This is a genomic window from Pseudomonas sp. p99-361, assembly GCF_003935475.1.
In the GTDB taxonomy this organism is placed as follows: Bacteria; Pseudomonadota; Gammaproteobacteria; order Pseudomonadales; family Pseudomonadaceae; genus Aquipseudomonas; species Aquipseudomonas juntendi.
On sequence record NZ_RHQO01000016.1, the window covers coordinates 40,928 to 63,994 of the forward strand.

The 23,067-nt window shown below is 61.9% G+C and carries 24 protein-coding genes and 1 pseudogene; 11 read left to right on the forward strand and 14 right to left on the reverse strand.

The features are described 5' to 3' along the window. Window positions 1–40 precede the first annotated feature (40 nt). The 4 genes from EGJ22_RS09915 (at window position 41) to EGJ22_RS09930 (ending at window position 2,847) form a co-directional block, all read left to right on the forward strand. On the forward strand, window positions 41–541 hold the full coding sequence (locus EGJ22_RS09915; protein ID WP_029885012.1) for a lactoylglutathione lyase family protein: 501 nt from the start codon (window positions 41–43) through the stop codon (window positions 539–541). Next, a complete protein-coding gene (locus tag EGJ22_RS09920; RefSeq protein WP_029885011.1) occupies window positions 538–1,536 on the forward strand; it encodes an alcohol dehydrogenase catalytic domain-containing protein in 999 nt (332 codons plus the stop codon). The genes EGJ22_RS09915 and EGJ22_RS09920 overlap by 4 nt, the downstream gene beginning before the upstream one ends. A gap of 108 nt (window positions 1,537–1,644) precedes the next feature. Next, complete coding sequence (locus EGJ22_RS09925; protein WP_029885010.1) at window positions 1,645–2,493, forward strand: ROK family protein; 849 nt, start codon at window positions 1,645–1,647, stop codon at window positions 2,491–2,493. 48 nt (window positions 2,494–2,541) lie between these two features. Then, window positions 2,542–2,847, forward strand: coding sequence for a hypothetical protein (locus EGJ22_RS09930; protein ID WP_029885009.1), 306 nt, complete (start codon window positions 2,542–2,544; stop codon window positions 2,845–2,847). Between the two features lie 575 nt (window positions 2,848–3,422). On the opposite strand, the gene nhaA is transcribed toward EGJ22_RS09930, so the two are convergent. The 4 genes from nhaA to EGJ22_RS26110 form a co-directional block, all read right to left on the reverse strand. After that, on the reverse strand, window positions 3,423–4,784 hold the full coding sequence (nhaA, locus tag EGJ22_RS09940; RefSeq protein WP_029885008.1) for a Na+/H+ antiporter NhaA: 1,362 nt from the start codon (window positions 4,782–4,784) through the stop codon (window positions 3,423–3,425). A gap of 176 nt (window positions 4,785–4,960) precedes the next feature. Further along, entirely contained in the window at window positions 4,961–5,602 is a 642-nt protein-coding gene (locus EGJ22_RS09945; protein WP_029885007.1) for a 3-oxoacid CoA-transferase subunit B, read from the reverse strand. Window positions 5,603–5,610: 8 nt separating this feature from the next. After that, window positions 5,611–6,306 (reverse strand): 3-oxoacid CoA-transferase subunit A, encoded by a 696-nt coding sequence (locus tag EGJ22_RS09950; protein WP_009682100.1) that lies wholly within the window; start codon window positions 6,304–6,306, stop codon window positions 5,611–5,613. Between the two features lie 213 nt (window positions 6,307–6,519). Beyond that, the gene (locus EGJ22_RS26110; protein ID WP_172828385.1) at window positions 6,520–6,717 is read right to left on the reverse strand and encodes a hypothetical protein; all 198 of its coding nucleotides are present in this window, start codon (window positions 6,715–6,717) and stop codon (window positions 6,520–6,522) included. Between the two features lie 1,492 nt (window positions 6,718–8,209). On the opposite strand from EGJ22_RS26110, the gene EGJ22_RS26885 reads away from it, so the two are divergent. Next, window positions 8,210–8,860 carry a methyl-accepting chemotaxis protein gene (locus tag EGJ22_RS26885; RefSeq protein ID WP_370593820.1) on the forward strand — a complete coding sequence of 217 codons (651 nt, stop codon included), beginning with the start codon at window positions 8,210–8,212 and terminating at the stop codon, window positions 8,858–8,860. 25 nt (window positions 8,861–8,885) lie between these two features. Here the strand turns inward: EGJ22_RS26885 and EGJ22_RS09960 are convergent, their stop codons facing one another. Beyond that, on the reverse strand, window positions 8,886–10,103 hold the full coding sequence (locus EGJ22_RS09960) for an amidohydrolase family protein (protein WP_029885005.1): 1,218 nt from the start codon (window positions 10,101–10,103) through the stop codon (window positions 8,886–8,888). Between the two features lie 207 nt (window positions 10,104–10,310). Continuing rightward, window positions 10,311–10,496 (reverse strand): hypothetical protein, encoded by a 186-nt coding sequence (locus EGJ22_RS09965; protein ID WP_029885004.1) that lies wholly within the window; start codon window positions 10,494–10,496, stop codon window positions 10,311–10,313. A gap of 495 nt (window positions 10,497–10,991) precedes the next feature. Between EGJ22_RS09965 and EGJ22_RS09970 the strand changes: the two genes are divergently transcribed. Further along, entirely contained in the window at window positions 10,992–11,345 is a 354-nt protein-coding gene (locus EGJ22_RS09970; RefSeq protein WP_029885003.1) for an SH3 domain-containing protein, read from the forward strand. A gap of 410 nt (window positions 11,346–11,755) precedes the next feature. Then, window positions 11,756–11,950 carry a hypothetical protein gene (locus EGJ22_RS09980; RefSeq protein WP_029885002.1) on the forward strand — a complete coding sequence of 65 codons (195 nt, stop codon included), beginning with the start codon at window positions 11,756–11,758 and terminating at the stop codon, window positions 11,948–11,950. A gap of 131 nt (window positions 11,951–12,081) precedes the next feature. On the opposite strand, the gene EGJ22_RS09985 is transcribed toward EGJ22_RS09980, so the two are convergent. Further along, window positions 12,082–12,987 (reverse strand): LysR family transcriptional regulator, encoded by a 906-nt coding sequence (locus EGJ22_RS09985; protein ID WP_029885001.1) that lies wholly within the window; start codon window positions 12,985–12,987, stop codon window positions 12,082–12,084. A 98-nt stretch (window positions 12,988–13,085) separates the two neighbouring features. Between EGJ22_RS09985 and EGJ22_RS09990 the strand changes: the two genes are divergently transcribed. Next, window positions 13,086–13,847, forward strand: coding sequence for a TSUP family transporter (locus EGJ22_RS09990; protein ID WP_009682109.1), 762 nt, complete (start codon window positions 13,086–13,088; stop codon window positions 13,845–13,847). A gap of 1 nt (window position 13,848) precedes the next feature. On the opposite strand, the pseudogene EGJ22_RS09995 reads toward EGJ22_RS09990, so the two are convergent. The 4 genes and pseudogenes from EGJ22_RS09995 to EGJ22_RS10010 form a co-directional block, all read right to left on the reverse strand. After that, window positions 13,849–15,270, reverse strand: a pseudogene (locus tag EGJ22_RS09995) (diguanylate cyclase). 134 nt (window positions 15,271–15,404) lie between these two features. Further along, window positions 15,405–17,237 (reverse strand): SLC13 family permease, encoded by a 1,833-nt coding sequence (locus EGJ22_RS10000; protein ID WP_029884999.1) that lies wholly within the window; start codon window positions 17,235–17,237, stop codon window positions 15,405–15,407. 143 nt (window positions 17,238–17,380) lie between these two features. Next, window positions 17,381–17,773 (reverse strand): glycine zipper domain-containing protein, encoded by a 393-nt coding sequence (locus EGJ22_RS10005; RefSeq protein WP_009682112.1) that lies wholly within the window; start codon window positions 17,771–17,773, stop codon window positions 17,381–17,383. 71 nt (window positions 17,774–17,844) lie between these two features. Further along, complete coding sequence (locus EGJ22_RS10010; RefSeq protein ID WP_029884998.1) at window positions 17,845–18,024, reverse strand: hypothetical protein; 180 nt, start codon at window positions 18,022–18,024, stop codon at window positions 17,845–17,847. A 221-nt stretch (window positions 18,025–18,245) separates the two neighbouring features. Between EGJ22_RS10010 and EGJ22_RS10015 the strand changes: the two genes are divergently transcribed. Then, window positions 18,246–19,406 carry a diguanylate cyclase gene (locus EGJ22_RS10015; protein WP_029884997.1) on the forward strand — a complete coding sequence of 387 codons (1,161 nt, stop codon included), beginning with the start codon at window positions 18,246–18,248 and terminating at the stop codon, window positions 19,404–19,406. Window position 19,407: 1 nt separating this feature from the next. Here the strand turns inward: EGJ22_RS10015 and EGJ22_RS10020 are convergent, their stop codons facing one another. Further along, window positions 19,408–19,698: an RcnB family protein gene (locus tag EGJ22_RS10020; protein ID WP_009682115.1), complete on the reverse strand. Its 291-nt coding sequence runs from the start codon at window positions 19,696–19,698 to the stop codon at window positions 19,408–19,410. Between the two features lie 116 nt (window positions 19,699–19,814). Here EGJ22_RS10020 and EGJ22_RS10025 point away from each other — a divergent pair, with 116 nt between their 5' ends. Then, entirely contained in the window at window positions 19,815–20,165 is a 351-nt protein-coding gene (locus EGJ22_RS10025; RefSeq protein ID WP_029884996.1) for a hypothetical protein, read from the forward strand. 119 nt (window positions 20,166–20,284) lie between these two features. After that, entirely contained in the window at window positions 20,285–21,106 is an 822-nt protein-coding gene (locus EGJ22_RS10030) for a bifunctional 2-polyprenyl-6-hydroxyphenol methylase/3-demethylubiquinol 3-O-methyltransferase UbiG (RefSeq protein ID WP_029884995.1), read from the forward strand. Here EGJ22_RS10030 and EGJ22_RS10035 read toward each other — a convergent pair whose 3' ends face one another. After that, on the reverse strand, window positions 21,107–21,874 hold the full coding sequence (locus tag EGJ22_RS10035) for an SDR family oxidoreductase (protein ID WP_029884994.1): 768 nt from the start codon (window positions 21,872–21,874) through the stop codon (window positions 21,107–21,109). 33 nt (window positions 21,875–21,907) lie between these two features. Then, on the reverse strand, window positions 21,908–22,975 hold the full coding sequence (locus EGJ22_RS10040) for a phosphotransferase family protein (protein ID WP_029884993.1): 1,068 nt from the start codon (window positions 22,973–22,975) through the stop codon (window positions 21,908–21,910). Window positions 22,976–23,067 lie beyond the last annotated feature (92 nt).

Consider the following 23,067-nt stretch of genomic DNA (forward strand, 5'->3'; position numbering starts at 1 on the left):
GGGGATAGGGTAGGGCCAACTGTTTTGGAGGCTAGCCGATATGTCCGTTTATCCACGCAATTTCTCTCACATTGGCCTGTCGGTCACCGATCTGGACGGCGCCGTCAAATTCTATACAGAGGTACTGGGGTGGTACCTGATCATGCCGCCGACCACCATCACTGAAGACCAAACCGCAATTGGCGTAATGTGTACGGATGTTTTTGGTGAGGGGTGGGGCTCGTTCCGCATCGCCCACCTGTCCACGGGTGATCGTATCGGCGTCGAGATATTTGAGTTTCCCAACGCCGAGCGTCCGGAGAATAACTTTGAATACTGGAAAACGGGGGTTTTCCACTTCTGCGTACAAGATCCGGATGTCGAAGGCCTAGCCGCCAAGATCGTCGCTGCGGGCGGTAAGCAGCGGATGCCGGTGCGTGAATACTTTCCAGGTGAGAAGCCGTACCGCATGGTTTACATGGAGGATCCGTTCGGCAACATCCTTGAAATCTACAGCCACAGCTACGAGCTCACCTACTCGGCGGGAGCTTATCAATCATGATTCTGGCAACAACACACCGCGCTTTTACCTGGCATGGCAGCGCTGACCCAGCAGAGCTGAGACTCAATGAGATCCCTCTTCCTAGGCCGGAAGCGGGCGATGTGCTCATTCGTAACGTCGTGATCGGCCTCAATCCTGTGGATTGGAAAGTCTTGGGTGGGCGTCTGGTCAGTTGGCAGCCAGGTCACGTACCAGGTGTAGATGGTGCGGGTGTTGTGGTTGCTGTCGGTGAGAATGTCCCAGCTTCTTGGATTGGCCAACGTGTTGCTTACCACCAAAGCCTTAGTCGTCATGGTAGTTTTGCGGAATATACCTCTGTGAAAGCCAGAGCAGTCCTTCGGGTTCCGGCAAGCGTGAGTTGGGAACAAGCAGCCAGTCTCCCGTGCCCAGCACTCACCGCGTGGTTGGCTCTCGAAAAGCTACCACAGTCATGTCAGACGCTGCTGGTGAGTGGGGCTGGTGGATCTGTTGCAAATCATCTGATTCAGATAGCTGTGCGGCGAGGGTTCAAGGTCAGCTCGCTGAGCCACCCGCGGCATGCGCAACGGCTGACCGATCTGGGGGTGTTCGACTGCATGGAGGGCCCTCTCGTTGAGGCATGGGATGGGCCCATGGTGTTCGACGCTGTAATAGACACGGTGAACGCTCAACATGCTGCGCGACTCGTGGCCGCGCTTAGGGCCAACGGTCACTTGGTATGCGTTCAAGACCGGCTCCAGGCGTCTCCAGTACCACCTTTCACTCGGACGATTTCGATGCACGAGGTGGCACTGGGTGCGTTGCATACGTTCGGTGACGATCGTGCCTGGCAAGACCTCGTAGATGCAGGCGAGAGTATCCTCACCTCAGTGGGGAGGGGCGAGTGGGAGCCTGAGAGTTTTAATGTCGCCTCGTTTGAGCGTCTTCCAGATCATCTTGAAGGCCTGCAGCACCGAGCCTTTAGCGGTAAAGGCTTGGTCCGCATCACGAGCGATGAGTTGGGCAACTTGCCGTGACGTGTGCAATGTCTCAAGCTTTCCCCAGTGCTCATGACTGAATGATGAACCGTCCAATTCGAGTGCTGAGTATTTCCACCCCGTCGTTTGCTAACCAAAGGTATCGCAATGCACAGTGCCCCCGAAGGAAATGAGATCATCATTGGCGCCGACTTGGGCGGTACTAAGCTGCTGCTATTATGCGGAGCTCATTCAAGACGTTTTGAAACGGGGCCCGGCTACACACCCGAAGACTTTGCTACCCAACTCTATGCCTTCATCGAAGATGTGGGTCTAAGCCCGGTTCGTATTGGAATCGCGGTGCCTGGTCTGGTCGCTCGCGACGGCGAGATCGTTAGCTGCGATGTCCTACCCTGTCTGACAGGCTGGCGTCCAGAAACCTCCCTCAAAGCACTTGGGTGCCAAATAACAGTTATCAATGATGTCGAGGCGGCACTGCAGGAAGAAATGCAGGATGTTGGTAATGATTTTACTGGTGGCGTGATTATGGCGGGCACTGCCATCGGTGCTGCATTCATGACTCACGGACGGGAATTACGTGGTGTTAATGGCTGGGCTGGGGAGCTTGGGTATTTACCGCTACACGTTGATGGTTCAGTCAAGAGGCTGGATGAGATAGCCGGTGGCGGCGCCATGGCCAACTTGCTTGGCATCAGTGGAGAAGCCCTCGCTCGATTGGCGAATGATGATGACCCTATCGCCACGGCAACAGTGAGGGCCGGTGGTGAGGCGTTGGGTCTAGGGATGGCCAGTATCATAAATTTGCTCAACCCCTCGCGTCTGGCAGTGGGTGGTGGCAGTTTGAAACTGAAAGGCTACTGGGAAGCTGCTTTGCTTGCAGCCGAGACTCATGCTATTCCATCACTATGGAACGCTTGCATTGTCAAACGAGTGAAGTCGGAAGATTTTGTAGCGGCGCTAGGATCTATACGAGCAGCTCAGCGGGATGCAGCTTAATCAGGTGCGAGATTTTGAATAGCCAAAATGCATCAATGTAGAACAGCAATGCTCACGTCGTCGGAGGTCATAGCACTGAGCCGTGGCGCACACAAGGATCTGAAGTCGTGGTCGTTGTTCGTGGCGCTGACGGAGTTTGTCTGGCAGAACACAACCCTGGTCTCGAATGCAGTTAGGTGGGCGTCTATTTGGTTTGAGATGGAGATCGTCAACGCACTCGCGTTGGCTGAGTGGGAGGAACAGGGTTCTCCTTTGGCATGGCACGAGCGGTGGTGCGAAGGTTACCAGGCGGATGCTCAGGCCTTATTGTCTGAACTCACCTGCCTGATCGTCACGCAGGCACCAACTCAATAGTTCATCGTGGCGATTAGGTAAGCGACCGGCCATAGGGTTACCGCTTTCAGAGCAGAATCTGAGCAAGATGCTTATGCCTGAAGCTCACCGCACAAACAGACATTGCTGGTGCCCTAAGTGAAGAGAACGGCCTTGGGAATGGCTGAGGCGGGAGAGTCCCTCTTGAAGCAAACTCTTCAGGCGATACGGGCCCATCAGCAAGCCGTTGATGACGCCCGGCCAGTCGACGAGATGGAACGTCTTGAGCAGGTATTTCTTAGCCAGCAGTCGGCATGGCTACAGTCGTACACTCGACAAAGGCACTGAACTGTTACTGCGGGGCATGAGTGCCATCGACACGTGGGAGCCTCATTAACAAGAAAATGAGGGCTAGTAAGCCACTTCGTGTGGGGCTGATTGGGAATATGGAGCGAGAAAAAGGCAACCAGCCCCCCAGATCCTCCTTTGTACCACAGGCCATAGAGGCCAGGAGGCGCTCAAGCGGCGCGGCTGCTTCTGTCGATTGCAAAGGGCCGCAGGGCCAGTTCTGGCCGGGGCATTTCAGCTCCGGCCAGAACTGGCCTGTGCAGGCTTTGCTAGGTTGACGAACCCAGGTTGCCTGCAGGGGCTGCACGGCGCACGCTACATACGCCCCAGGTCAGCCCGAACACCGCCGCGATCACCGAGGCCGATAGCACGCCAAGTTTGGCTGCCCCCAGTGAGCCGGGGTCGAAGAACGCCAGGTTGGCGATGAAGATCGACATGGTGAAACCGATACCGGCCAACAGGCCCACCAGCGTGATGCTGCGCCAGTTCACCCCGGCGGGAAGCGCGCACCAGCCCAGGCGTACCATCAACCAGCTGACGCTGATGATGCCCAAGGGCTTGCCTGCGACCAGGGCGACTACCACGGCGATCATGACCCATTGTGGGCCCGCCGCAGACAGGTCGACCCCAGCCAGGCTGACCCCGGCATTGGCCAGGGCAAACACTGGCATGATGCCGTAGGCTACCCAAGGGTGCAGCGTGCCTTGCATCCGCACCACTGGCGGCAGCAGTTCGCGCTGTGCCAGGCGCAGGCGTTTCAACGGGTCGATGAGTTCGCTGGCATCGCGCTCAGGCGCCTTGGCGCGGCCCATCAACTCGCCCGTGAAGCGGCTTATGGCGTCCAGAGGGCGCTCACGCATCGGCATGGCGGCTACCGGGGTCATCAGCCCGAGCACAACGCCGGCGAGGGTCGGGTGGGCACCGGTCAACAGGATGCCCAGCCAAACGATCGCACCGGGAACGATATAGGCGTAAGCCGACCCCACACCGATCTTCTGCAGCGCGATTACCATCAGCAGGCCGATCGCCGCGACGCCGAAACCGCTGTAGTCGAGGCCGCCCGAGTAGAAGACCGCGATGATCAGCACAGCGATAATGTCATCGATGATCGCCAGGGCAAGCAGAAACACACGTACGTTGGACGGAATCGACTTGCCCAGCAGGGCCAATACGCCTACCGCAAAAGCGATATCGGTGGCCGTTGGCACTGCCCAACCCTGTTGGTCGGCTGGCGAATGAACGATACCGAGGTAGAGAAGCGCCGGTGCGGCTACGCCGCCGACCGCAGCGGCCATGGGCAGCATGGCCTGGCGCAGGCTGGCCAGGGCACCCTCGTGGATTTCGCGGCGGATCTCCATGCCCACCACCAGGAAAAAGATGGTCATCAGCCCATCATTGACCCAGAAATGCAGCGACTGTGCATACACGTGCGAGCCCACGCCGAACGTTATCGGGGCGTGCCACAGGGCTTCATAACTGTCGGCGGCAGGGGAATTTGCCCAGACAAGGGCGGCGATAGCGGCAACCAACAGCACGATGCCACTGACTGCTTCGATGTGCAAAAAGCGTTGAAGGCTGGCGAAGGCGCGCTCGGCCAGTTTCTGGGCGCGAGGCAAATCTGTTTTAGGCATAGGCGCAAGTACTCCCGCATGGCGGCCCGACCTGCGCTGTTCTTTAACCTGCCTCACTGCACCATGCAGCAGACACCCGGGCGTTAGTCTACCGAATAACCGCATTCAGATGAACCCGAATGCGGTTATCGATCATTTGCCGCGGGGCTGCCTGTACAGCGGGCGCCTGCGCTCGATCACTGGATCAGTGGCACACCGCTGAGTTTCTGCAGTTCATGGAAGTCGATGTCTGCGCATATTTCGATCACTTTCAACCCCTCAGGCGTAACTTCCAGCACTGCCAGGTCGGTGTAGATGCGGCTGACGCAGCCAATACCGGTCAGCGGGTAGGTGCATTCAGGCACCAGCTTGCTTTCGCCTGTCTTGGTCAGGTGGTCCATCATCACGAACACTTGGCGCGCGCCGGTGGCCAGGTCCATCGCGCCGCCCACCGCCGGGATCGAACCCTCGGCGCCGGTGTGCCAGTTGGCCAGGTCGCCCTTGACCGAAACCTGGAAGGCACCCAGTACCGCGATGTCCAGGTGGCCACCGCGCATCATCGAGAACGAGTCGGCATGGTGGAAGAAAGCGCCACCGGTCAACAGCGTCACGTGCTGCTTGCCGGCATTGATCAGGTCATCGTCTTCTTCGCCCGGGGCCGGGCTAGGGCCCATGCCCAGCAGACCGTTTTCGCTGTGCAGGAATACTTCCTTGTCACCCAGGTAATTGGCCACCAGGGTCGGTGCGCCGATGCCGAGGTTTACGTAGGCACCTTCCTGAATATCTGCAGCCACGCGCTGGGCCATCTCGGTACGGGAGAGCTTTTTGGTGATGGTCATGGCAGGCCTCATTCAGCGGTGGCAAGCGAAGCAGCGCTGGTGCCGGTGACGGCGACGACGCGCTGGACGAAGATACCCGGGGTGATGATGTGTTCCGGGTCCAGTTCACCCAGTTCGACAACCTGGTCGACCTGGGCGATGGCCGTCTTGGCGGCCATGGCCATGATCGGGCCGAAGTTGCGCGCCGCCTTGCGGTAGACCAGGTTGCCCCAACGGTCGCCTTTGTGCGCCTTGATCAGCGCAAAGTCGGCGTGCAGCGGCATTTCCAGCACGTACATGCGGCCGTCGATTTCACGGGTTTCCTTGCCTTCGGCCAGTAGCGTGCCGTAGCCGGTCGGCGAGAAGAACGCACCAATGCCCGAGCCCGCTGCGCGGATACGCTCGGCCAGGTTGCCCTGGGGTACCACCTCCAGTTCGATCTTGCCGGCGCGGTACAGTTCGTCGAACACGTACGAGTCGGACTGGCGCGGGAACGAGCAGATCACCTTGCGCACGCAGCCGGCCATCAGCAAGGCTGCCAGGCCGATCTCGCCGTTACCGGCGTTGTTGCTGATGATGGTGAGGTCGCGGGCGCCGGTGGCGATCAGGCCATCGATGAGCTCGGACGGCATGCCGGCAGTGCCGAAGCCACCGACCATGATGGTCGATCCGTCGGTGATCCCTTCCACCGCGCTGGCGATGGACTCGTACGTTTTATTGATCAAGGCGAGCTCCTGGTTGTTCCTGGAGTTGGAGTTGTCGGGCTGGCCGGCGCCTGTAAAGCGATTGGCCTGTCAGCATGTGCAATTGCTTGCTGACTTTGGCCATAGCGTGCCGCAAGACAGGGCTACAGTAGAGGGGGTTTGGCGGAATTCGTGCGATTATCGAACTGTTGTGCGATCTGCGAGCACCCCGAACGGCGGTGCAGTCGCGTGCGCTCAGGGGCTTGGCGCCTCCCTTTGCCCCTGCATGGTGCAACCCGCCACCTGACTGGCGTGTTTTTGCACCCTTAGCGGGCGGGATGCGGTGGTAAACCGTGATTCTACCCCGATGCCTCTATTGGCCTGCGACTTGCTATCAAATTGCCATTCGATGTCGCTTATGGTGAAGATAATGTCGCTTTCCAGTGCTTCCATGCAGTTGTCATCTCAGGAGAAGGGCTGGCTGCCCTGGTTTGGCAGAACCGGCAAGTTCAGCATGGGCTGGGCATGTCACTTGAACCGGGCAAATTATCCGCAAATCGAGCAAACCTTCGAGGCCATTGCCCAGACCCGCGTCCGTTTGCTGCAGGAGTGGGCGCACGAACAATGGGAGCACCTGGCCGAGCTGGCCGAGCAACTGGCCCCCGGCTTTGACCGGCTGGGCAGCGCGCAATTGCAGGACAAGCTGGCCCAGGCCGAGGACTTCTCCGAGCTGTTCGTCGTCGACCCCACTGGCAAGGTGCTTGCCTCGACCTGGCCGCAACGGGCAACAGCGCCCGTCGAGCACACCCGTGCGCTGGCGCAGGGGCTGAAGGCGCCATTTTTGCACGGCCCCTATTGCGACCCGCTGACCTTGAGCATCGGCCCGTCCTCTTCGCGCTTTCACGATGAGGTAACCCTGATGTTCTACCAGCCTGTGAAGGTTACCGGCAACGTCGTGGGTTGCCTCTGTGGTCGCGTACCCAACGATGTGCTGGGCGATCTGATCCAGCGCGAGGCCGGGCACATTTACGCCGAATCGGGTGACAACTACCTGTTCATGGCGCAGTCGCGCTTCGACCCGACTATCCAGCCCGGTACGGCGTTGTCGCGCTCGCGTTTCGAGGATGCCACCTTCACCCACGGCGAGAACCTGAAAAACGGCGTTCACACGGCGTGGGGCACCGTGCAGGTGCAGCGCCATACCGAGCTGGAGCTGCGTTTCACCGACCCATCCACCCGCGAGCTGCACCCGGGGGTACGCGAAACCATCCGTTGCGGCGCCAATGTGTTCGTTACCTACCCCGGGTATTCCGACTACCGTCATGTGCCAGTGGTGGGCAAGGGCGTGACCTTCCAGCTGCCGGGCTCGCCGGACCGCTGGGGAATGATGTGCGAGGCAGACCTCGAGGAAGTGTACCGGCGCCGCTCGCTCAGTTATGGCTTGATGAAGCCCTACATTGCGACGATGGTCGGCCTGTTCGGTTGCAACTACCTGGTGCAGCACTACGCGGGCCTGCCGCAGGGCCTGAACGAGATGGTCGAAGCCTTGGCCATGCTCGCCGCTGCGGTGCTGTTCGGCATGCTCGGGCCGCGCCGTGTGGCGGCGCGCCTCAATGGCATGAGCAATGTGCTGCGGACCATCGCCGAGGGTGGGGGCAACCTGCGCCAGCGGCTGGATACCCACACGGTGGGCAACGATGAAAGCGGCGACATGGCCCGCTGGATCAACAGCTTCATCGACCGCCTGGATGCAGTGGTAGGGCAGGTGGTCAAGGCCAGCCACACGGTGGGCGTCACCAACCAGATGATGCTGGGCCGTAGCCAGGATGCCAGCGTCACTTCGGCTGACGTGGCCGAGGCCGTGCATCAGATGATGATCATCATGGAAGAGCAGTTGGGCGAATTGCAGCAGGCCTCGGTCAGCGCCGAGCAGATGAAGCAGGCCATGGACGAAGTGGTCACCCGCGCCCGCGAGCAGTTCCAGGCGGTGCAGGCCGGTACGCAGTCGATCCGCGACGTGGTGGCGCGCTCGTCCTCCAGTGTGCAACGCCTTGACAGCCGCATGGTCGAGATCGACAACATCACCGGGTTGATCAGTGACATTACCAACCAGACCAACCTGTTGGCGCTCAATGCTGCGATCGAGGCGGCGCGCGCTGGCGAGCACGGCCGTGGCTTTGCCGTGGTGGCCGACGAGGTGCGCAGCCTGGCGGCGCGAACGGCGCGGGCTGCCGATGACATACGCACCATGGTCGAGAGCCTGCAGGGTGAGACCCGTCAGGCCGTGAGTTTCATGGAGCGGGGCGTGCAGGACGTGGACAGCAGCCTGCGCCTGGCCGAGGACGCTTCGTCCGAAAACGTGCAACTGCACCAGGCGGTGGAGGGTATGTTCGCGATCATCCAGCAGCTCAACCGGCGCAGCCTGGAATATGGCAAGACCATCGAGCAGGTCAACCAGTCTTCCCACGAGATGCGCCAGACTGCGGTGGTGTTGCAGAGCAGTGCGCAGAAGGTGCGGGTGGATGCCGGCAAGTTGCAGAAGCTGGTCGGGCAGTTCGAGACCAGCGAAGAGGGCAAACGGGCGGCTGCCGCTTGAGTGCCGAAGCCGGCCAGGGCTGTTGTCAGCGCCGCAGTTCGGCAGCGAACTGGCCAGCCTGCAGGTGCACCTGTGCAGGCCCGCCCCAGAACGCGCCGTGGCGGACGATCACCCGTTCATGAATGGCAGCCGCCACCGCGGCCGCCGCATTGGGCGCCCTCAACAACACGAAGCTGGCCTCGTTACCCAGGTGCAGGCCGTAATCCTGCTTGCCCATGACCGCGGCACTGGCCTCGGTCGCCATCTGCAGTGCCACCCGCAGCTCTTCGTCGGTGTTGAACCCCGAGCGGTAACCGACCAGCATCGCCCGCTGCAGCATGTCGCCATTGCCATACGGCCACCAGGCATCCTGGATGTTGTCGTTGCCGGTGAACACCTGCACACCCCCGGCGCGCAAGCGCAGCACCGGCGGAAAGGCCCGGTCGCCCGGGGCATTGGTCATGATCGAGATACCTGCGCCCGCCAACGCTTCGGCGGTGTGGTCGACCACCGCGTCGGTGACGTCGCCCAGGCCGTAGGCGTGGCTGACCGCAACCAGGCCTTGCATGCCCAGGGCCTGGGTGCGCGCGGCAATGCGCTGAAGTTGGGCGATGCAGATATCGCCGGGTTCATGCAGGTGGATATCGACTTTAACGCCATGCCGCTCAGCGATGCCGAAGACGATATCCAGCTGGGCGTCAGCGTCGCCGTCCAAGGTGGTGGGGTCGATGCCGCCAACCACCTGAGCCCCTTCGCCGATAGCGGCCTCCATGACCTGGGCGGTGCCAGGGCAGGTGACCACGCCGGCCTGGGGGAAGGCCACCAGCTCGATGTCGAGCAGGTGTTTCCAGTTGTCCCGGGCTTCGAGCATGGCGTGCAGGTGACTCAGGCCGGTGGTGGCGTCCACGTCCACATGGCAACGCATGGCCAAGGTGCCGTACGCAGCTGCCTGACGCATCAGCGCGTCGGCGCGCTCGATGATGGGCGGTGCGCTCGCCAGCTCACGTTTTTCCACGGCCAGGCGCTCGCGCAGGCTGGCGACAGGTTGGTGCGGGCGCCAGCGATCACCCACGAAGCTCTTGTCCAGGTGAATGTGGCCATCAACGAAACCCGGCAATACCAGCAAGCCTTCCAGGTCGATCGTTTCGCGGGCCGGGGTGCCGGCGCGCTGCGCGCCAATGTGGCTGATGCGGCCGTTGCTGACAGCAATGTGCAGGGGCAGGCCATCGGCATCGATGGCATTGATGAACTCACGGTCGTTCATGGAACTGGCCTTTTCTACTGGGGGCTTGGTGGCTTGCCACGGTAAGGCGGATGAGCGCTTGCCTCCAATTAATTATCAGGATCAAGGCCAGTGGAATTGTGGATGCGGGGCAGCGTCAGCCGGCAGCAGGGGATCGTTGTGCGGGCCCCCAGGCGGCGCTTTTCAGCCCGGCAGGCTTCACCGGCTGGGGGCACCACGTGGGTATCCTCACTGCAAGGTGTTTGGTTTGAGGTCATCTGGCAACTGCTGCAGAGCCGCCTCCAGTTGCGCGACAGACTGGGCAAGTTGATCAGCTTCCTGGTGTTTGCCCGCACTTCTCAGGCGGTCCCGCTCAATGCGAAGGTTCAGGAGGTTTTTCTGCAGTTTCAGGGCTGAAGCGTTGAAAGGGTCCATGGGCTTCTCACACTGTGGGCTTCCGTGCCGTTGTAGGAAACATGGACCGTAGCAGCTCGAATTACCTCTAGAAACTGATGTTTCATACAGGAAAATCTGGTGTTCGCGGTATTTCCTACATTGAGCGGTAAAGTTTCCTACAAAATGCATTTCTGTATATGTCGCCACGTGCCGTCTGGCATCCGGTATCCGCTGGGTTGGGCCGGTTCTCCTTCGGCCGGCCCGCTGCGCAGGGCGCGATCAGCTTTGGAAATGTTATGTTGCACTTACCTTGCACAGCCAGCAGGTGCCAGGCCTTCAGCGACCTGCGCGGGACGTACCCCGGGCCGGTGCAACTTCTGCAAAACAGGGGCTGTCACAATGCTCTGCATGCCGCACGAAACGCCGTGGCATTTGGTATGTATCATTGCCGTTGTCGCCCCATACATGCGCCGATGACGGGCGGTGTCTGCCGCCTGAGCCTGGCGCGAAGGTTTTCCGGCCAAGGAGAGGCCCATGCACTACGTTGTGATCGAATCCCACCGCAGTGAGTACCCGCGGCCTATCCGCTTTGCCAAAGGCACTTTGCTGGAGATTGGCCCGCGCTATGAAGGCGAGCCTGGCTGGCAGGACTGGTATTTGTGCAGTTGCACCGGCCAGGAGCCCGGCTGGGTGCCCGCGCAGCTGATTGAACGGCTCAGCGTTTGCCAGGGGCGGGCGCTCGATCATTACTGTGCGCACGAACTGGACGCCGACCCGGGGCAACTGGTGCAGATGGTGCGGCCGCTCAATGGGTGGCTGTGGTGTCGGCGCCATGGCAACGGCGAGCTGGGCTGGTTACCGGCAGAGAAGCTTCAGCAATTGGGCTGAGGGGCGCCCCAACGCTGCCACGTGCCGTGCGCTGCATCTGATCCGCTTTTTTTGCGCCAACCTGAATCTGTAACCGTATCAGCCCAGGCCCGACAATACGCCCATTCCCGCTTCACAACTGTCGAGGTTCCAATGGGCAAGCTGGCGCTGTTCCTGGGGGGTTTTCTGCTACTCACTATTCTGATCGGCCTGCTTGGCACCATTCCGCCAAGCTGAGGGTGATCGGCTTTTTCTGCGCGGCCCGTCTACTTCAAGCTCGGGCCCAATTTCCTGGCAAATAGCCACTATTCCCTTCGTCAGTATCGCTGGACCAGCGGTCGCTGCATGTCATTTTCAAGCATTAATACCTCGTGTAGTCTCCCGCCGCCGCTCATTCGGATCGGCCTTTTCCGCTGGGAGTCGACACATTAATGGAATGCAAGAAAGGCGCCTGCGCCGCTCTGGAGTGGCGTAGCCGTTTCCTCGCCGAGGGCACGTTGGATGAGCAGGGTTACGAGCAGGCGCTGCGCAATGCACAAGCGCTGGAGCAGGCGGGGGATATCAGCACGTCAGAGTGGATCGAGCTGGTAAAGCTGGCCAATGCGGCATTGCTGGGTGTGGGATAAGTCATTCTTTGCGTTGGGAAATCTGTCCACAAAAAACGTGGGTAGGTCTGTGGATAAAGTGCTGTAAGCCATGCCGGTGGCGGGCTCTGTTAAATTGAGCAGAAATTGAACAGCCTTTTTCGAAGGGCTGTTCATGGCGCCCGGCAGGCCTGGCGCAGGGCTATCAGCAAGTCGCGCACCCGGGCGGGCAGCTCGCCAGCCGGGTATACCGCGTGCATCTGCGGGTCCTGGCCAGTGCTGGAGGTCAGGCGGTATGGCGCGCATACCCGCACCAGGCGCCCGGCCTTGACCTGCGCCTCGCCTACCCAGGCTGCCAGGCGCGCGATACCGGCACCCGCCAGGGCGCCGTGGTACACCGCAGTGCCCGAGGCCAGGCGCAACCGCGGCCTGGGCCGCACGCTGGTGATCTGGCCATCGCGGCAAAAGTGCCAGGCTTTGAGGATGCGCGGTGCGGTATGCAGGATCAGCGAGTGGCCTTCCAGCTGTTCGGGATGCGCCGGCGTACCGGCCAAGGCCAGGTACGCCGGGCTCGCATACAAGTGCCGCTGGTAGGGCCAAAGCGGGTAGCCGATCAGTTCGCTGGACTGCGGGAAGGCGCCGCGTACTGCAAAATCCAACTTGCCCAGCAGTGGGTCGAGCGCTTCGTCGCTGTACTGCACATCCAGCGTGACTTGGGGGTGGCGACGGGAAAAATCTGCGAGCACCTGGGGCAACAGGTGTTCAGCCAACAGTTGCGGCACGGCGAAGCGGATCCAGCCTTGTGCGTTCCCGCTGAGCGCAGCCAGTTCGTCGGCTGCATCGCGTTGCACATCCAGCAAGCGCTCGGCGTGCGGCAGCAAGCGTTCGCCCGCTGCCGTCAGGGTGACCGCATTGGCGTTGCGGTTCAGCAACTTGCTCCCGGCGTTGTCTTCCAGGGTTTGTACCGCGCGTGTAACCGCGCTGGGCGAACGCCCTAACGCCCGGGCCGCGGCGACAAAACTGCGCTTGTGCGCGACGCTGACGAACGCCTGAATTTCCCGCAGCATGTCCAATGCCATGCGCTGCTCCTTATTGCAGTTTTCGCAATATGGCATTTCAACACAGCCACGCCCTTTTGGTTAGCCTTGCACCTGTACCCACTGCCTGGAACCGCGTCATGATGGATATCGCTGTACTTTCTGTATTCGCCTTTGCCGCCGGCCTGATCGATGCGGCCGTGGGCGGCGGCGGCTTGATCCAGATTCCCGCGTTGTTCAACGTGCTACCCACCGCGCAACCGGCGGCATTGCTAGGCAGCAACAAGCTGGCTTCGGTATGTGGCACGGCCTTCGCAGCGCGTTCGTTCATCCGCAAGGTCACGTTGGACTGGGGCTTGATCGTGCCCGCGGCGGTCAGCGCCTTTGTCATGTCGTTCGCCGGTGCTGCCACGGTGTCGCTGCTGCCGCCGGGGGTAATGCGCCCGGCGGTGTTGGTGCTGATCGTGTTGATGGCGGTGTACACGTTCTGCAAGAAAGACTTCGGCACCCTGCACAAACCGGCCCGGATCGGCCGCAAGGAGCAATGCCTGGCAGTGCTGATCGGTGGGGCGATCGGTTTCTACGATGGCCTGTTCGGCCCTGGCACCGGCAGCTTCCTGATCTTCCTGTTCATCCGCTTCTTCGCCCTGGATTTCCTGCACGCATCGGCCTCTGCCAAGGTCGTGAACATTGCCACCAACTTGGCGGCGCTGGTGTTTTTCGTGCCGTCGGGTAACGTGCTGTACGCCATTGCCCTGCCCATGGCCCTGTGCAATATCCTTGGCGCGTTGACCGGCACCTGGCTGGCCGTGCGCAAGGGCGCGGGCTTCGTTCGCGGGCTGTTCCTGGTGCTGTTGTGCGTGCTGATCGCCAAGCTGTCGTGGGATGTGTTCGTCGGCTGACTCACACCACCTGGCGCTGCGGGTCGGCATGCTCCACACAGTTGCGGCCGTGGGCCTTGGCCCGGTACAGCGCCTGGTCGGCGCTGGCCAGCAGCAGGTCCAGGCTGGGTGACGGCATGTGCGCTTCTCAGCCGGCCACGCCAATGCTGACCGTAATTTGCAGGCATTTGTCGCCCTGGACCACGTGCAGGTCCTGCACGGCACGGCGCAGCCGTTCGGCGGTGAACGTGGCCCGCTCGGGCGCAAGGCCTGGCATCACCACAACGAACTCCTCGCCGCCCAGGCGGGCAAACAGTTCATTGTTGTGCAACTGGTCTTGCAGGGCGCCGGCGAACTGGCGCAACACCTGGTCGCCCACGGCATGGCCATGGGCGTCGTTGATCGACTTGAAATGGTCGATGTCCAGCATCATCAGGGTCAGTGGCAGTGCCTGGGCGTGTTGCCGGCTGTCCAGCAGCGCGTTGGCGCGGCGGGTGAAGGCGCTGCGGGAGAGCGCGCCGGTGAGGTGGTCGATGGTAGCCTGGTGGGCCAAGCGGGCCATAAGGCTGCGGTTGGCCTGGCTGACGCAGGCCACCACCAGTGGCCCGAGCACCAGCATGGCAATGCCCAGGCGCGCGGACAACAGTGTCGTCACCCCCGGCGCACTTTGCGGCACGCTGAAATGCATGAGGTTTTGTGCCACGGCCACGATCAGCGTACTCCCAGCGGTAAGCGCCAGCAGCGACACCAGAAACGGCGAGTAGGTCCAGGCACACCACAGCAGTGCGGCGATGGGGAAGGCGATGGCGCCAGGGCCGCCGAAGGCAATGCTGAACGCCAGTGAGGCCAGCAGCCCCAGCAGTGGTGCCAGCCGTACAGGCTGCGCGCCACCGCGTATAAGGGCTCGCATCGAGGGTGCAGTCAGCAGTACGGGCAGGATCAGCACACTGGTCGAGAACTGTTCGCTGAACCACGCCCGCCAAGTGGCGCCAAGGGACTGTTCAAACCAGGGCGCGGCCATGGCTGCTGCCATGCTGGCCGCGACCACGGCGCCGGCGGCACAGGCGGCGAACACGCTGAGTACACCCTGGGGGGTGCGCAAGCGCCGGTGCACACGGGGCAGGCGCGATAGCAGCAGCCAGAGAGTGACCACGACACCCAGGTTGCATAGGTTGAACCACAGTGCGGGCAGCCAGGCGCTGCCGCACAGCAGGTCGGCGCCGACCATGGCCAGCCACACCAGGCTGAAGCCGGCCAGCGTGGCTTGGCGCGGGTGCCGCAGCAACACGCCGGCCAGTACCGCATTCACAGGCCAGAACAATGACAGGGACTCGATCGGGCGCGCAAGAATGCCGCCCAAGGTAAGGCCGAAGGTCAGGCATAGCAGAGCAACGTAGGGCAACAGGCGCGATGGGGCTGGGAAAACCATGGGCTCGACCGGCAAGCGGAGACGAAATCCAGGACAACGCCTTGTAGCACCTGGGACTTTGCTCGGCAGTGTGTTTCGTCATGGCAGTTGATGTCAATCTGCCGCGGCCGGTCGTAATAATGCCAAATTGCCGCTACTGCTTGGCGTTTTTACTGCAGGCCGAAGAACCACGGCACCATCAGCACGGTGACCAGCATCACCAGCACGGTGAACGGCACACCGATCTTGACGAAATCGGCGAAGCGGTATTGGCCCGGGCCCAGCACCAACGTGTTGACCGGCGAAGATACCGGCGTCATGAACGCCGCCGATGCAGCCAGCGCCACGGTCATGGCAAACGGGTAGGGCGACATGCCCAGCTGCGCCGCCGTGCTGACCGCAACGGGTGCCATCAGCACGGCCGTGGCGGTGTTGGAGATGAACAGGCCGATCACCGCGGTAACCGCAAACAGGCAGGCCAGAATGGCACTGGGGCCGGCTCCGCCCAGCACGCTGACCAGGCCGCCCACGGCCAGGTCGATGCCGCCGGTTTTCTGCAGTGCCTGGGCAAATGGCAGCATGCCCACGATCAGCACCAGGCTCTGCCAGTGGATGGCGCGGTAGGCGCTGTTCATGTCGATGCAACGGCCTGCGCCCATCAGCAGGCAGCCGATCAGCGCGGCGATGACATTGGGTACCACGCCGCTGACCATCAGCCCCACCATGACTGCCAGACTCAGCAACGCCTGCGGTGCGCGAGTGCGGGCTGGTGCTACCTGGTCGATCTCTGCAGGCAGGCTCAGCACCAGAAAGTCCTTGGGTTTGCCCTGCAGCAGGCGCACAGCCTTCCACGGGCCGACCACCAGCAGGGTGTCGCCAAGGCGCAGCTTTTCTTCTACCAACTGGTCTTCAATCGCCGCTTGCTCGCGGCGCAGGCCGACCACGTTGAGGTCATAGCGGGTACGGAACGCCAGTTCAAGGATGCTTTTACCGATCAGCTGCGAGCCAGGCGGCAGCGACACCTCGGCCATGCCCAGTTCCTGGGATTGGTCGATGAAATAAGCCGCCTTGAAGTGCAGGGGCTCCAGTTGCATGGTCTGGCACAGGCTACGCAGGTTGTCATGGTTGGCGAACAGGTCGAGCAGCAGTACGTCGCCCTGGTGCAGCACCGTGTTGGAATCGGCGGTGATGACCCGGGTGGTGAACTTGTGCTGGCGCTCGATACCGATCACGTTGGCGCCATGCCGCGTACGCAGTTCCAGTTCGCCAAGGGTATGGCCGATCAGCGGCGAGTGGGGGCGGATGCGCAAGCGCCGCTCGCGCCCGTTGAGCTTGTAGTCCAGTACCAGGTCCAGCAGGGTGCGGCGGCTTTCCACGCGGCCGTCCTTGCGCACTTCGCCATTGAGCCAGTTGCGGGTCAGCAGCATGTAGCCGACACCCAGCACCAGCACCACCAGGCCGAAGGGGGTGAAACTGAAGAAGCTGAAGCCGGCGTGGCCATGGCGTACCAGCTCGCTGTGCACCACTACGTTGGGTGGCGTGGCGACCAGGCTGAGCATGCCGCTGATCAGGCCGGCGAAGGCCAGCGGCATCATCAGGCGGCTGGGCGAGAGCTGCAGGCGCGCGGCAATGCTCAGCACCACCGGGATGAAAATGGCGACCACGCCTGTGGAACTCATGATAGAGCCCAGGCCGGCTACCGCCACCATCAGCAGCACCAGCAGGCGCGCCTCGCTGTTGCCGGCCCGCTCGCTCATCCACTCGCCAATGCGGTAGGCAATGCCGGTGCGGACCAAGCCCTCGCCGATCACGAACAAGGCGGCGATCAGCACCACATTGGGGTCGCTGAAGCCGGCCAGTGCCTGCTCCACGCTGAGGATGCCCAGCAGCGGCAGGGCAAGGATCACCATCAGCGCAACCACGTCCATGCGTGGGCGGTTGATGACGAACAGGACAATGACGATGGCCAGCAGGCCAAGCACCCAAAGCAACTCTTGGTTCATGGGGAGGGGTGTTCCTTCACACAGGGGCACGTTAGACAGTAGCAGCCAGTGTGCCACCTTGCGGTGAAGGGGGTGTTGATGTACTGCAGGGTTTAAGGCCGCTGCTGCCGATCGGCGTCAGCGGCCCTGTCCAGCTCGGCTGGTCAGTGACGGTGCCGGCGGTGCTTCTTGCCGCCACGGTCGTCGTCGCCTAGATGGTTGCCCAAGGCGCCCCCGGCGGCGCCACCCAGGCCTGCGCCTACAGTCGAGCCGGTCTGCCCGCCAACTGCACCGCCCAGCAATGAGCCGCCCGCCGAGCCCAGGCCGCCGCCCAGCGCCGCTTCGGTACGGTTGCCCTTGCGAGCTCCTACCGCACTGCCTGCTGCGCCGCCAACGCCAGCACCAATGGCTGCGCCGGTCTTGCCGCCCAGTTGCTGACCAACCACATTACCCAGTACGCCACCCAGGCCACCGCCGATGGCGGCAGTACCATCACCGGCGAAAGCGCCTTGGCACAGCAGCAGGCCAAGGGCAACGGAAGGCAGAGTCAGACGCATGATATGAACCTCGAAAATTTCACCAGGTTAAGGTGCCGCCTGAACGGCGGCGAGCCGGGGCTGTAGCCGCTTCAGCGGTAGTAGCGGTCGCCGCGGTATTGACGCTCGTCGTCGTCACGGTCATGCCGGTGGTGGCGATGGTCACGGTCGCGATCACGCCAGCCATCGTCGTCATGGTAGCGATGGCTGTGGCAACCTGCAGTCAGCAGTACAACAGCAACCAGCGAAAGGCTTGCAAGACGGTTTGTCACGAGATAGGTCCTTGATCCACAAAGGTTTACCGCACACCCTTTGAGACCCGGATCGATCCATTTGGTTTCCTGGGCGGGCAAAAATTTGTGCTACCCACGATCCTCCACGTGCTTCTCGGTTGCTGTTCTGTCCCGTAGGGTCATGGCCGGGCGCCCGTGGCGGCTCTAGACTGCACGGTAAGCCGCAGCCAAGACGGCATTCTGCCACTCAGTGAATCATGATGATCGCGCATACCCCTACCTTGTTCGCCGCTGTTGCTTTGGTTGCCACCATCCTGGCGTTCTGCCTGTTGCTGGTCGGGCACGGCAACCGCCGCGACAACCTGATGCTCACCGGTTGCGGGTTGCTGGTGCACGCGCTGGCTTACGTCTGCTACACCCTTTACGCCCAGGCCCCCCTGTGGCTCAGCTACGGGCTGGGCAACAGCCTGCTTTCGCTGGCGCTGGCCTTCTATACGGCCAGCTTGTTCCGTGTGCGCGAGCGGGTAGTGCCCTGGCGGGTCATTTTCATCATCCCGGCGTTCATGCTGGTGGGGTTGATGCTGCTGCTCGATACCCTGGAGCCGCGCATGTTGCTGGCGACCCTGGTGCTGATGTTGCAATGTGCGCTGATCCTTTATTGGGCATGGCGCCATGGCGAACGACCGGGCAAAGCGCACCTGCTGCTGGAGATCGGTGCGCTGATCAGCTTGGTGGGCCTGGGCATGCGGGTGGTTGCGGTGGCCAATGGCACGGCTGTGGAAATGCGCTATGACACCAGCAACCTGAAACAGAGCATCTCGGTAGCCATTGGCACCGTGACGGTAATGATGTATTCGATCGGGCTGGTGCTGATGGCCAAGGAGCGCAGTGAATCGCGCCTACAGCACCTGGCCTTGCATGATGTGCTCACCGGTACCCTCAACCGTCGGGCGATTCTCGAGCGCTTTGCCAGCGAACTGGACCGCGCACGCGGGCAGCAGGCGAGCCTTGCGGTAGCGATGATCGATATCGACCATTTCAAGCGCATCAACGACTTGTATGGGCACTTGGCCGGTGACGAAGTGTTGTGCCATTGCGTACGCCAGTTGCAGCAACGCCTGCGCCAGGGCGATAGCCTCGGGCGTTACGGTGGAGAGGAGTTTCTGTTGCTGCTGCCTGCTACCGACCGCGCCGGGGCCCTGGCTGCCGTGCAAGGGCTGCGCGAGGCCATTGCGCGCAGCCCGGCCCGGTTTGCCGGTGACCACATCGAGCTACGTTTCAGCGTTGGCCTGTGGTGCGGTGTGCCGGCGAGCAAAGACAGCACCGCCAGCCTGTTGGCGCAGGCCGATGCGGCGCTTTACCAGGCCAAGGCCGCCGGGCGCGACACCGTGCACATGGTGGCGCTGGACGCAGCGGGTTGAATCAGGACGCAGGCTGAATGGCCAGCACCACGCCGTTGGTAATCTGTATCAGCACATAGTGATCGCCCATGCGCACCCAGTGGCTTTCCTTCTCAGGCTGTGGCAGGCCCTTGGCTTTCCAGTTCTTGATGGCTTCCTCGTCACGCTTGTACTGGTCTGGCGCTTTGTCACCGACCTTCAGCTCGCGGTTGTGGGTTTCCGGGGCGGTGACGCTTTCTTCGCTCGAGGGGGCAGCGGTGGCAGCCAATGGCAGGCAGGGCAGGGCGGCGAACAGTAGATAGTGCAGTTTCATGGCAATGTCCTTATGACGGCTTGTATTGTCTGCGACAGCGGAATACGCGTGACAATTCACTCGCGCTGCGTGCCAATGCTAGAGTCGCTTCTTTTTCAAACCCCCGAGGATGGAACATGCGTGCGATTCTGCCGATGGCTGCGGCGCTGATGCTGGTTGGTTGTGCTGCTGCGACCATGGACACTGCCCGCGGCGGCAAGCCGACGGCGCAGCTCGACTCGCAGAAGGCGCCAGAGCTGGTGGCCCAGTGCATTCAGTACAGCTGGCAGGAGGAAAGGGTGTTCGGTGACGATGCCAGTGGTTACCTGCAGCCGCGCAAGCAGGGTGGGTTGACGGTATATACCCGTGAAGCCGAAGCGTTCGTGGACGTGTACCCGCAGGCCGGTGGCACGCGGGTCGACTACTACGCGCAGAAGCACGACGGCGTGGCGCTGCAGCGCCGGGCAGCGGCAGCGACCTGCTTGTAAGGGTATTTGGCTACCCTTTGGCGGACAGAGACAGCTGGTTTACATTTTTTTGCAAGGTAGTTCTGTCGGCCAGTGAGTGCGGCGTCTAGCATCAATTGCTCGCATTCAAGGAAGACACCATGGACCATTCCCTGCAACTCAACCGTGCCAGTTGGGACGAACGCGCCCCGCTGCATGCTGCCTCGAAGGACTACGCAATCGAACAGCTCGTCCGCGACCGCGACCGGCTGTCCGACACCGTGCGTTTTGATTTGCCATTGTTGGGCGATATCGACGGTCTTGATGTGATCCACCTGCAGTGCCACATCGGCACCGACACCCTCTCCCTGGCCCGCCTTGGCGCACAGGTGTGCGGGTTGGACTATTCTGCCGCTTCGTTGGCCGAGGCCAGGGTGTTGGCAGCACGCTGCAGAACGTCTATCGAGTATGTCGAGTCTGATGTTTACGCGGCTGACAAGGCGCTGCCAGGGCGCACCTTCGATCTGGTCTACACCGGGATTGGCGCGCTCTGCTGGCTGCCTCGCATCGAGCCCTGGGCCCGTACCGTCGCGGCCTTGCTGAAACCGGGCGGGCGGCTGTTCCTGCGCGATGGCCACCCCATGCTGATGGCTGTCAACGAGGACCACCAGGACCGCTTGCAGCTCGAATACCCCTATTTCGAGCAGCAGGAGCCAACGGTGTGGCATAGCGACCAGACTTACGTCGAAACCGATCAGCGGCTGGCCCACAGCGAAACCCACGAATGGAACCACGGTCTTGGCGAGGTGATCAGTGCCTTGCTGAGCCACGGCCTGCACCTGACCACGCTGGTCGAGCACCAGAGCATTCCCTGGGAGGCGCTGCCAGGGCAGATGATCAAGGGCGACGACGGCGAGTATCGCCTTCGCCAACAGCCCGCACGCCTGCCCCTGAGCTATACCCTGGTGGCGGTCAAAACCTGATCAGGACAGGAAACCACCGTCGACGTTCAGCGCGGTGCCGGTGGTATAGCTGGAGGCATCGCTGGCCAGGTAGAGCACCGCGCCGGCCATCTCCTTGGGGTCGGCCACGCGTTTAAGGGGGATCTGCTGCAAGGCCGCGTTGAGAATGGCATCGTTCTTCACCAGCGCCGAGGCGAACTTGGTGTCCGTGAGGCCTGGCAGCAGGGCGTTGCAGCGGATACCGAACTGGGCGCACTCCTTGGCGAACACTTTGGTCATGTTGATGACCGCTGCCTTGGTTACCGAATAGATACCCTGGAACAGGCCTGGCGAAACCCCGTTTATCGAGGCCACGTTGATGATGCTGCCGCCGCCATGCTCGCGCATCAGCTTGCCGGCCTCGACCGACATGAAGAAGTAACCGCGGATGTTGACGTCCACGGTTTTCTGAAAGGCGCCCGCGTCGGTGTCCAGCACGTTGCAGAATTGCGGGTTGGTGGCGGCGTTGTTGACCAGCACGTCCAGGCGCCCGAACTGTTCGCGGATGCCGGCAAACACGTGCTGGATCTGCTCCAGTTCACCGATGTGGCAGGCCACCGCCGTAGCCTTGCCACCTGCAGCGGTGATGGCGTCCGCCACTTGCTGGCAGCCCTCCAGCTTGCGGCTGGAAACGATCACGTGGGCACCTTGCTGCGCCAGCAAGTGCGCAATGGCCTCGCCAATGCCACGGCTAGCGCCGGAAACGAAGGCAATCTTGCCATCGAGGTCGAACAGGTGGGTCTTGGGCATGCTGTTTTCCTTGTGATCCGTGGTGGGCGGGGCTCAAAGGCTGGACTTGGCGATGACCTGCAGGGTCATCTGTTCCAGCAAGCGGTTCATGTGGATGAACTGGGCGAAGCGCTTGTCCTGGGTCTGGCCGTGGTAGTAGCGGTAGTAGATCTGCTGGACGATGCCGGCCAGGCGGAACAGGCCGTAGCAGTAGTAGAAATCGAAGTTTTCCAGGCAAATTCCGGCCCGCTCGGCGTAGTAGTCAACGAACTGCCGACGGCTGAGCATCCCTGGTGCATTGCTGGGTTGGCGGCGCATGAGTTGCACTGGGGCCGGGTCACCGGCTTCGATCCAGTAGGCGAGGCTGTTGCCCAGGTCCATCAAAGGGTCACCCAGGGTGGCCATTTCCCAGTCCAGTACGCCGATGATGCGCATAGGGTTGTCCGCGTCGAGGATCACGTTGTCGAAGCGGTAATCGTTGTGCACGATGCCGGGCCGCGGGTGGTCGGCGGGCATTTTTTCGTGCAGCCAGGCGGTCACGTGTTGCCAGTGCGGCGCATCCGGTGTCAGGGCCTTCTCGTAACGGTTGGTCCAGCCTTCTACCTGGCGCTGCACGTAGCCTTCCGGCTTGCCCAGGTCGGCCAGGCCGCAGGCGCTGTAGTCCACCTGGTGCAGTTCGACCAGCCGATCGATGAAGCTTTTGCACAAGGTTTCGGTGCGCTCGGCATCCAGCTTGAGTTCAGCCGGAATGTCCGAGCGCAGGATGACGCCCTTGACCCGTTCCATCACATAGAATTCGCTGCCGATCAGGCGGGTGTCGGTGCAGTGTACGTAGGCCTTTGGGCAGTACGGGAAGCCGCTGTTCAGTTGGTTGAGGATGCGGAACTCGCGGCCCATGTCGTGGGCGGACTTGGCCTTCTGGCCGAACGGCGGGCGGCGCAGCACCAGGTCGCGACCAGGGTAGCTGACCAGGTAGGTGAGGTTCGAAGCGCCGCCCGGAAACTGGCTGATGCTGGGCTGGCCATCAAGGCCGGCGATGTTGGCCTTCAGATAAGGATCGATGACGCCCGCGTCGAGCTCTTCGCCGGGGCGTGCCTGGGTGGACTGGTCGGTGAGCGTCATGCGTTTTCCTTATTCTCGATCGCAGGAACTATTGGCTAATCTAATGGCCTGCCCGTTATGGAACAAGCGTCCCAGGTGCGTAATAGGTGGGG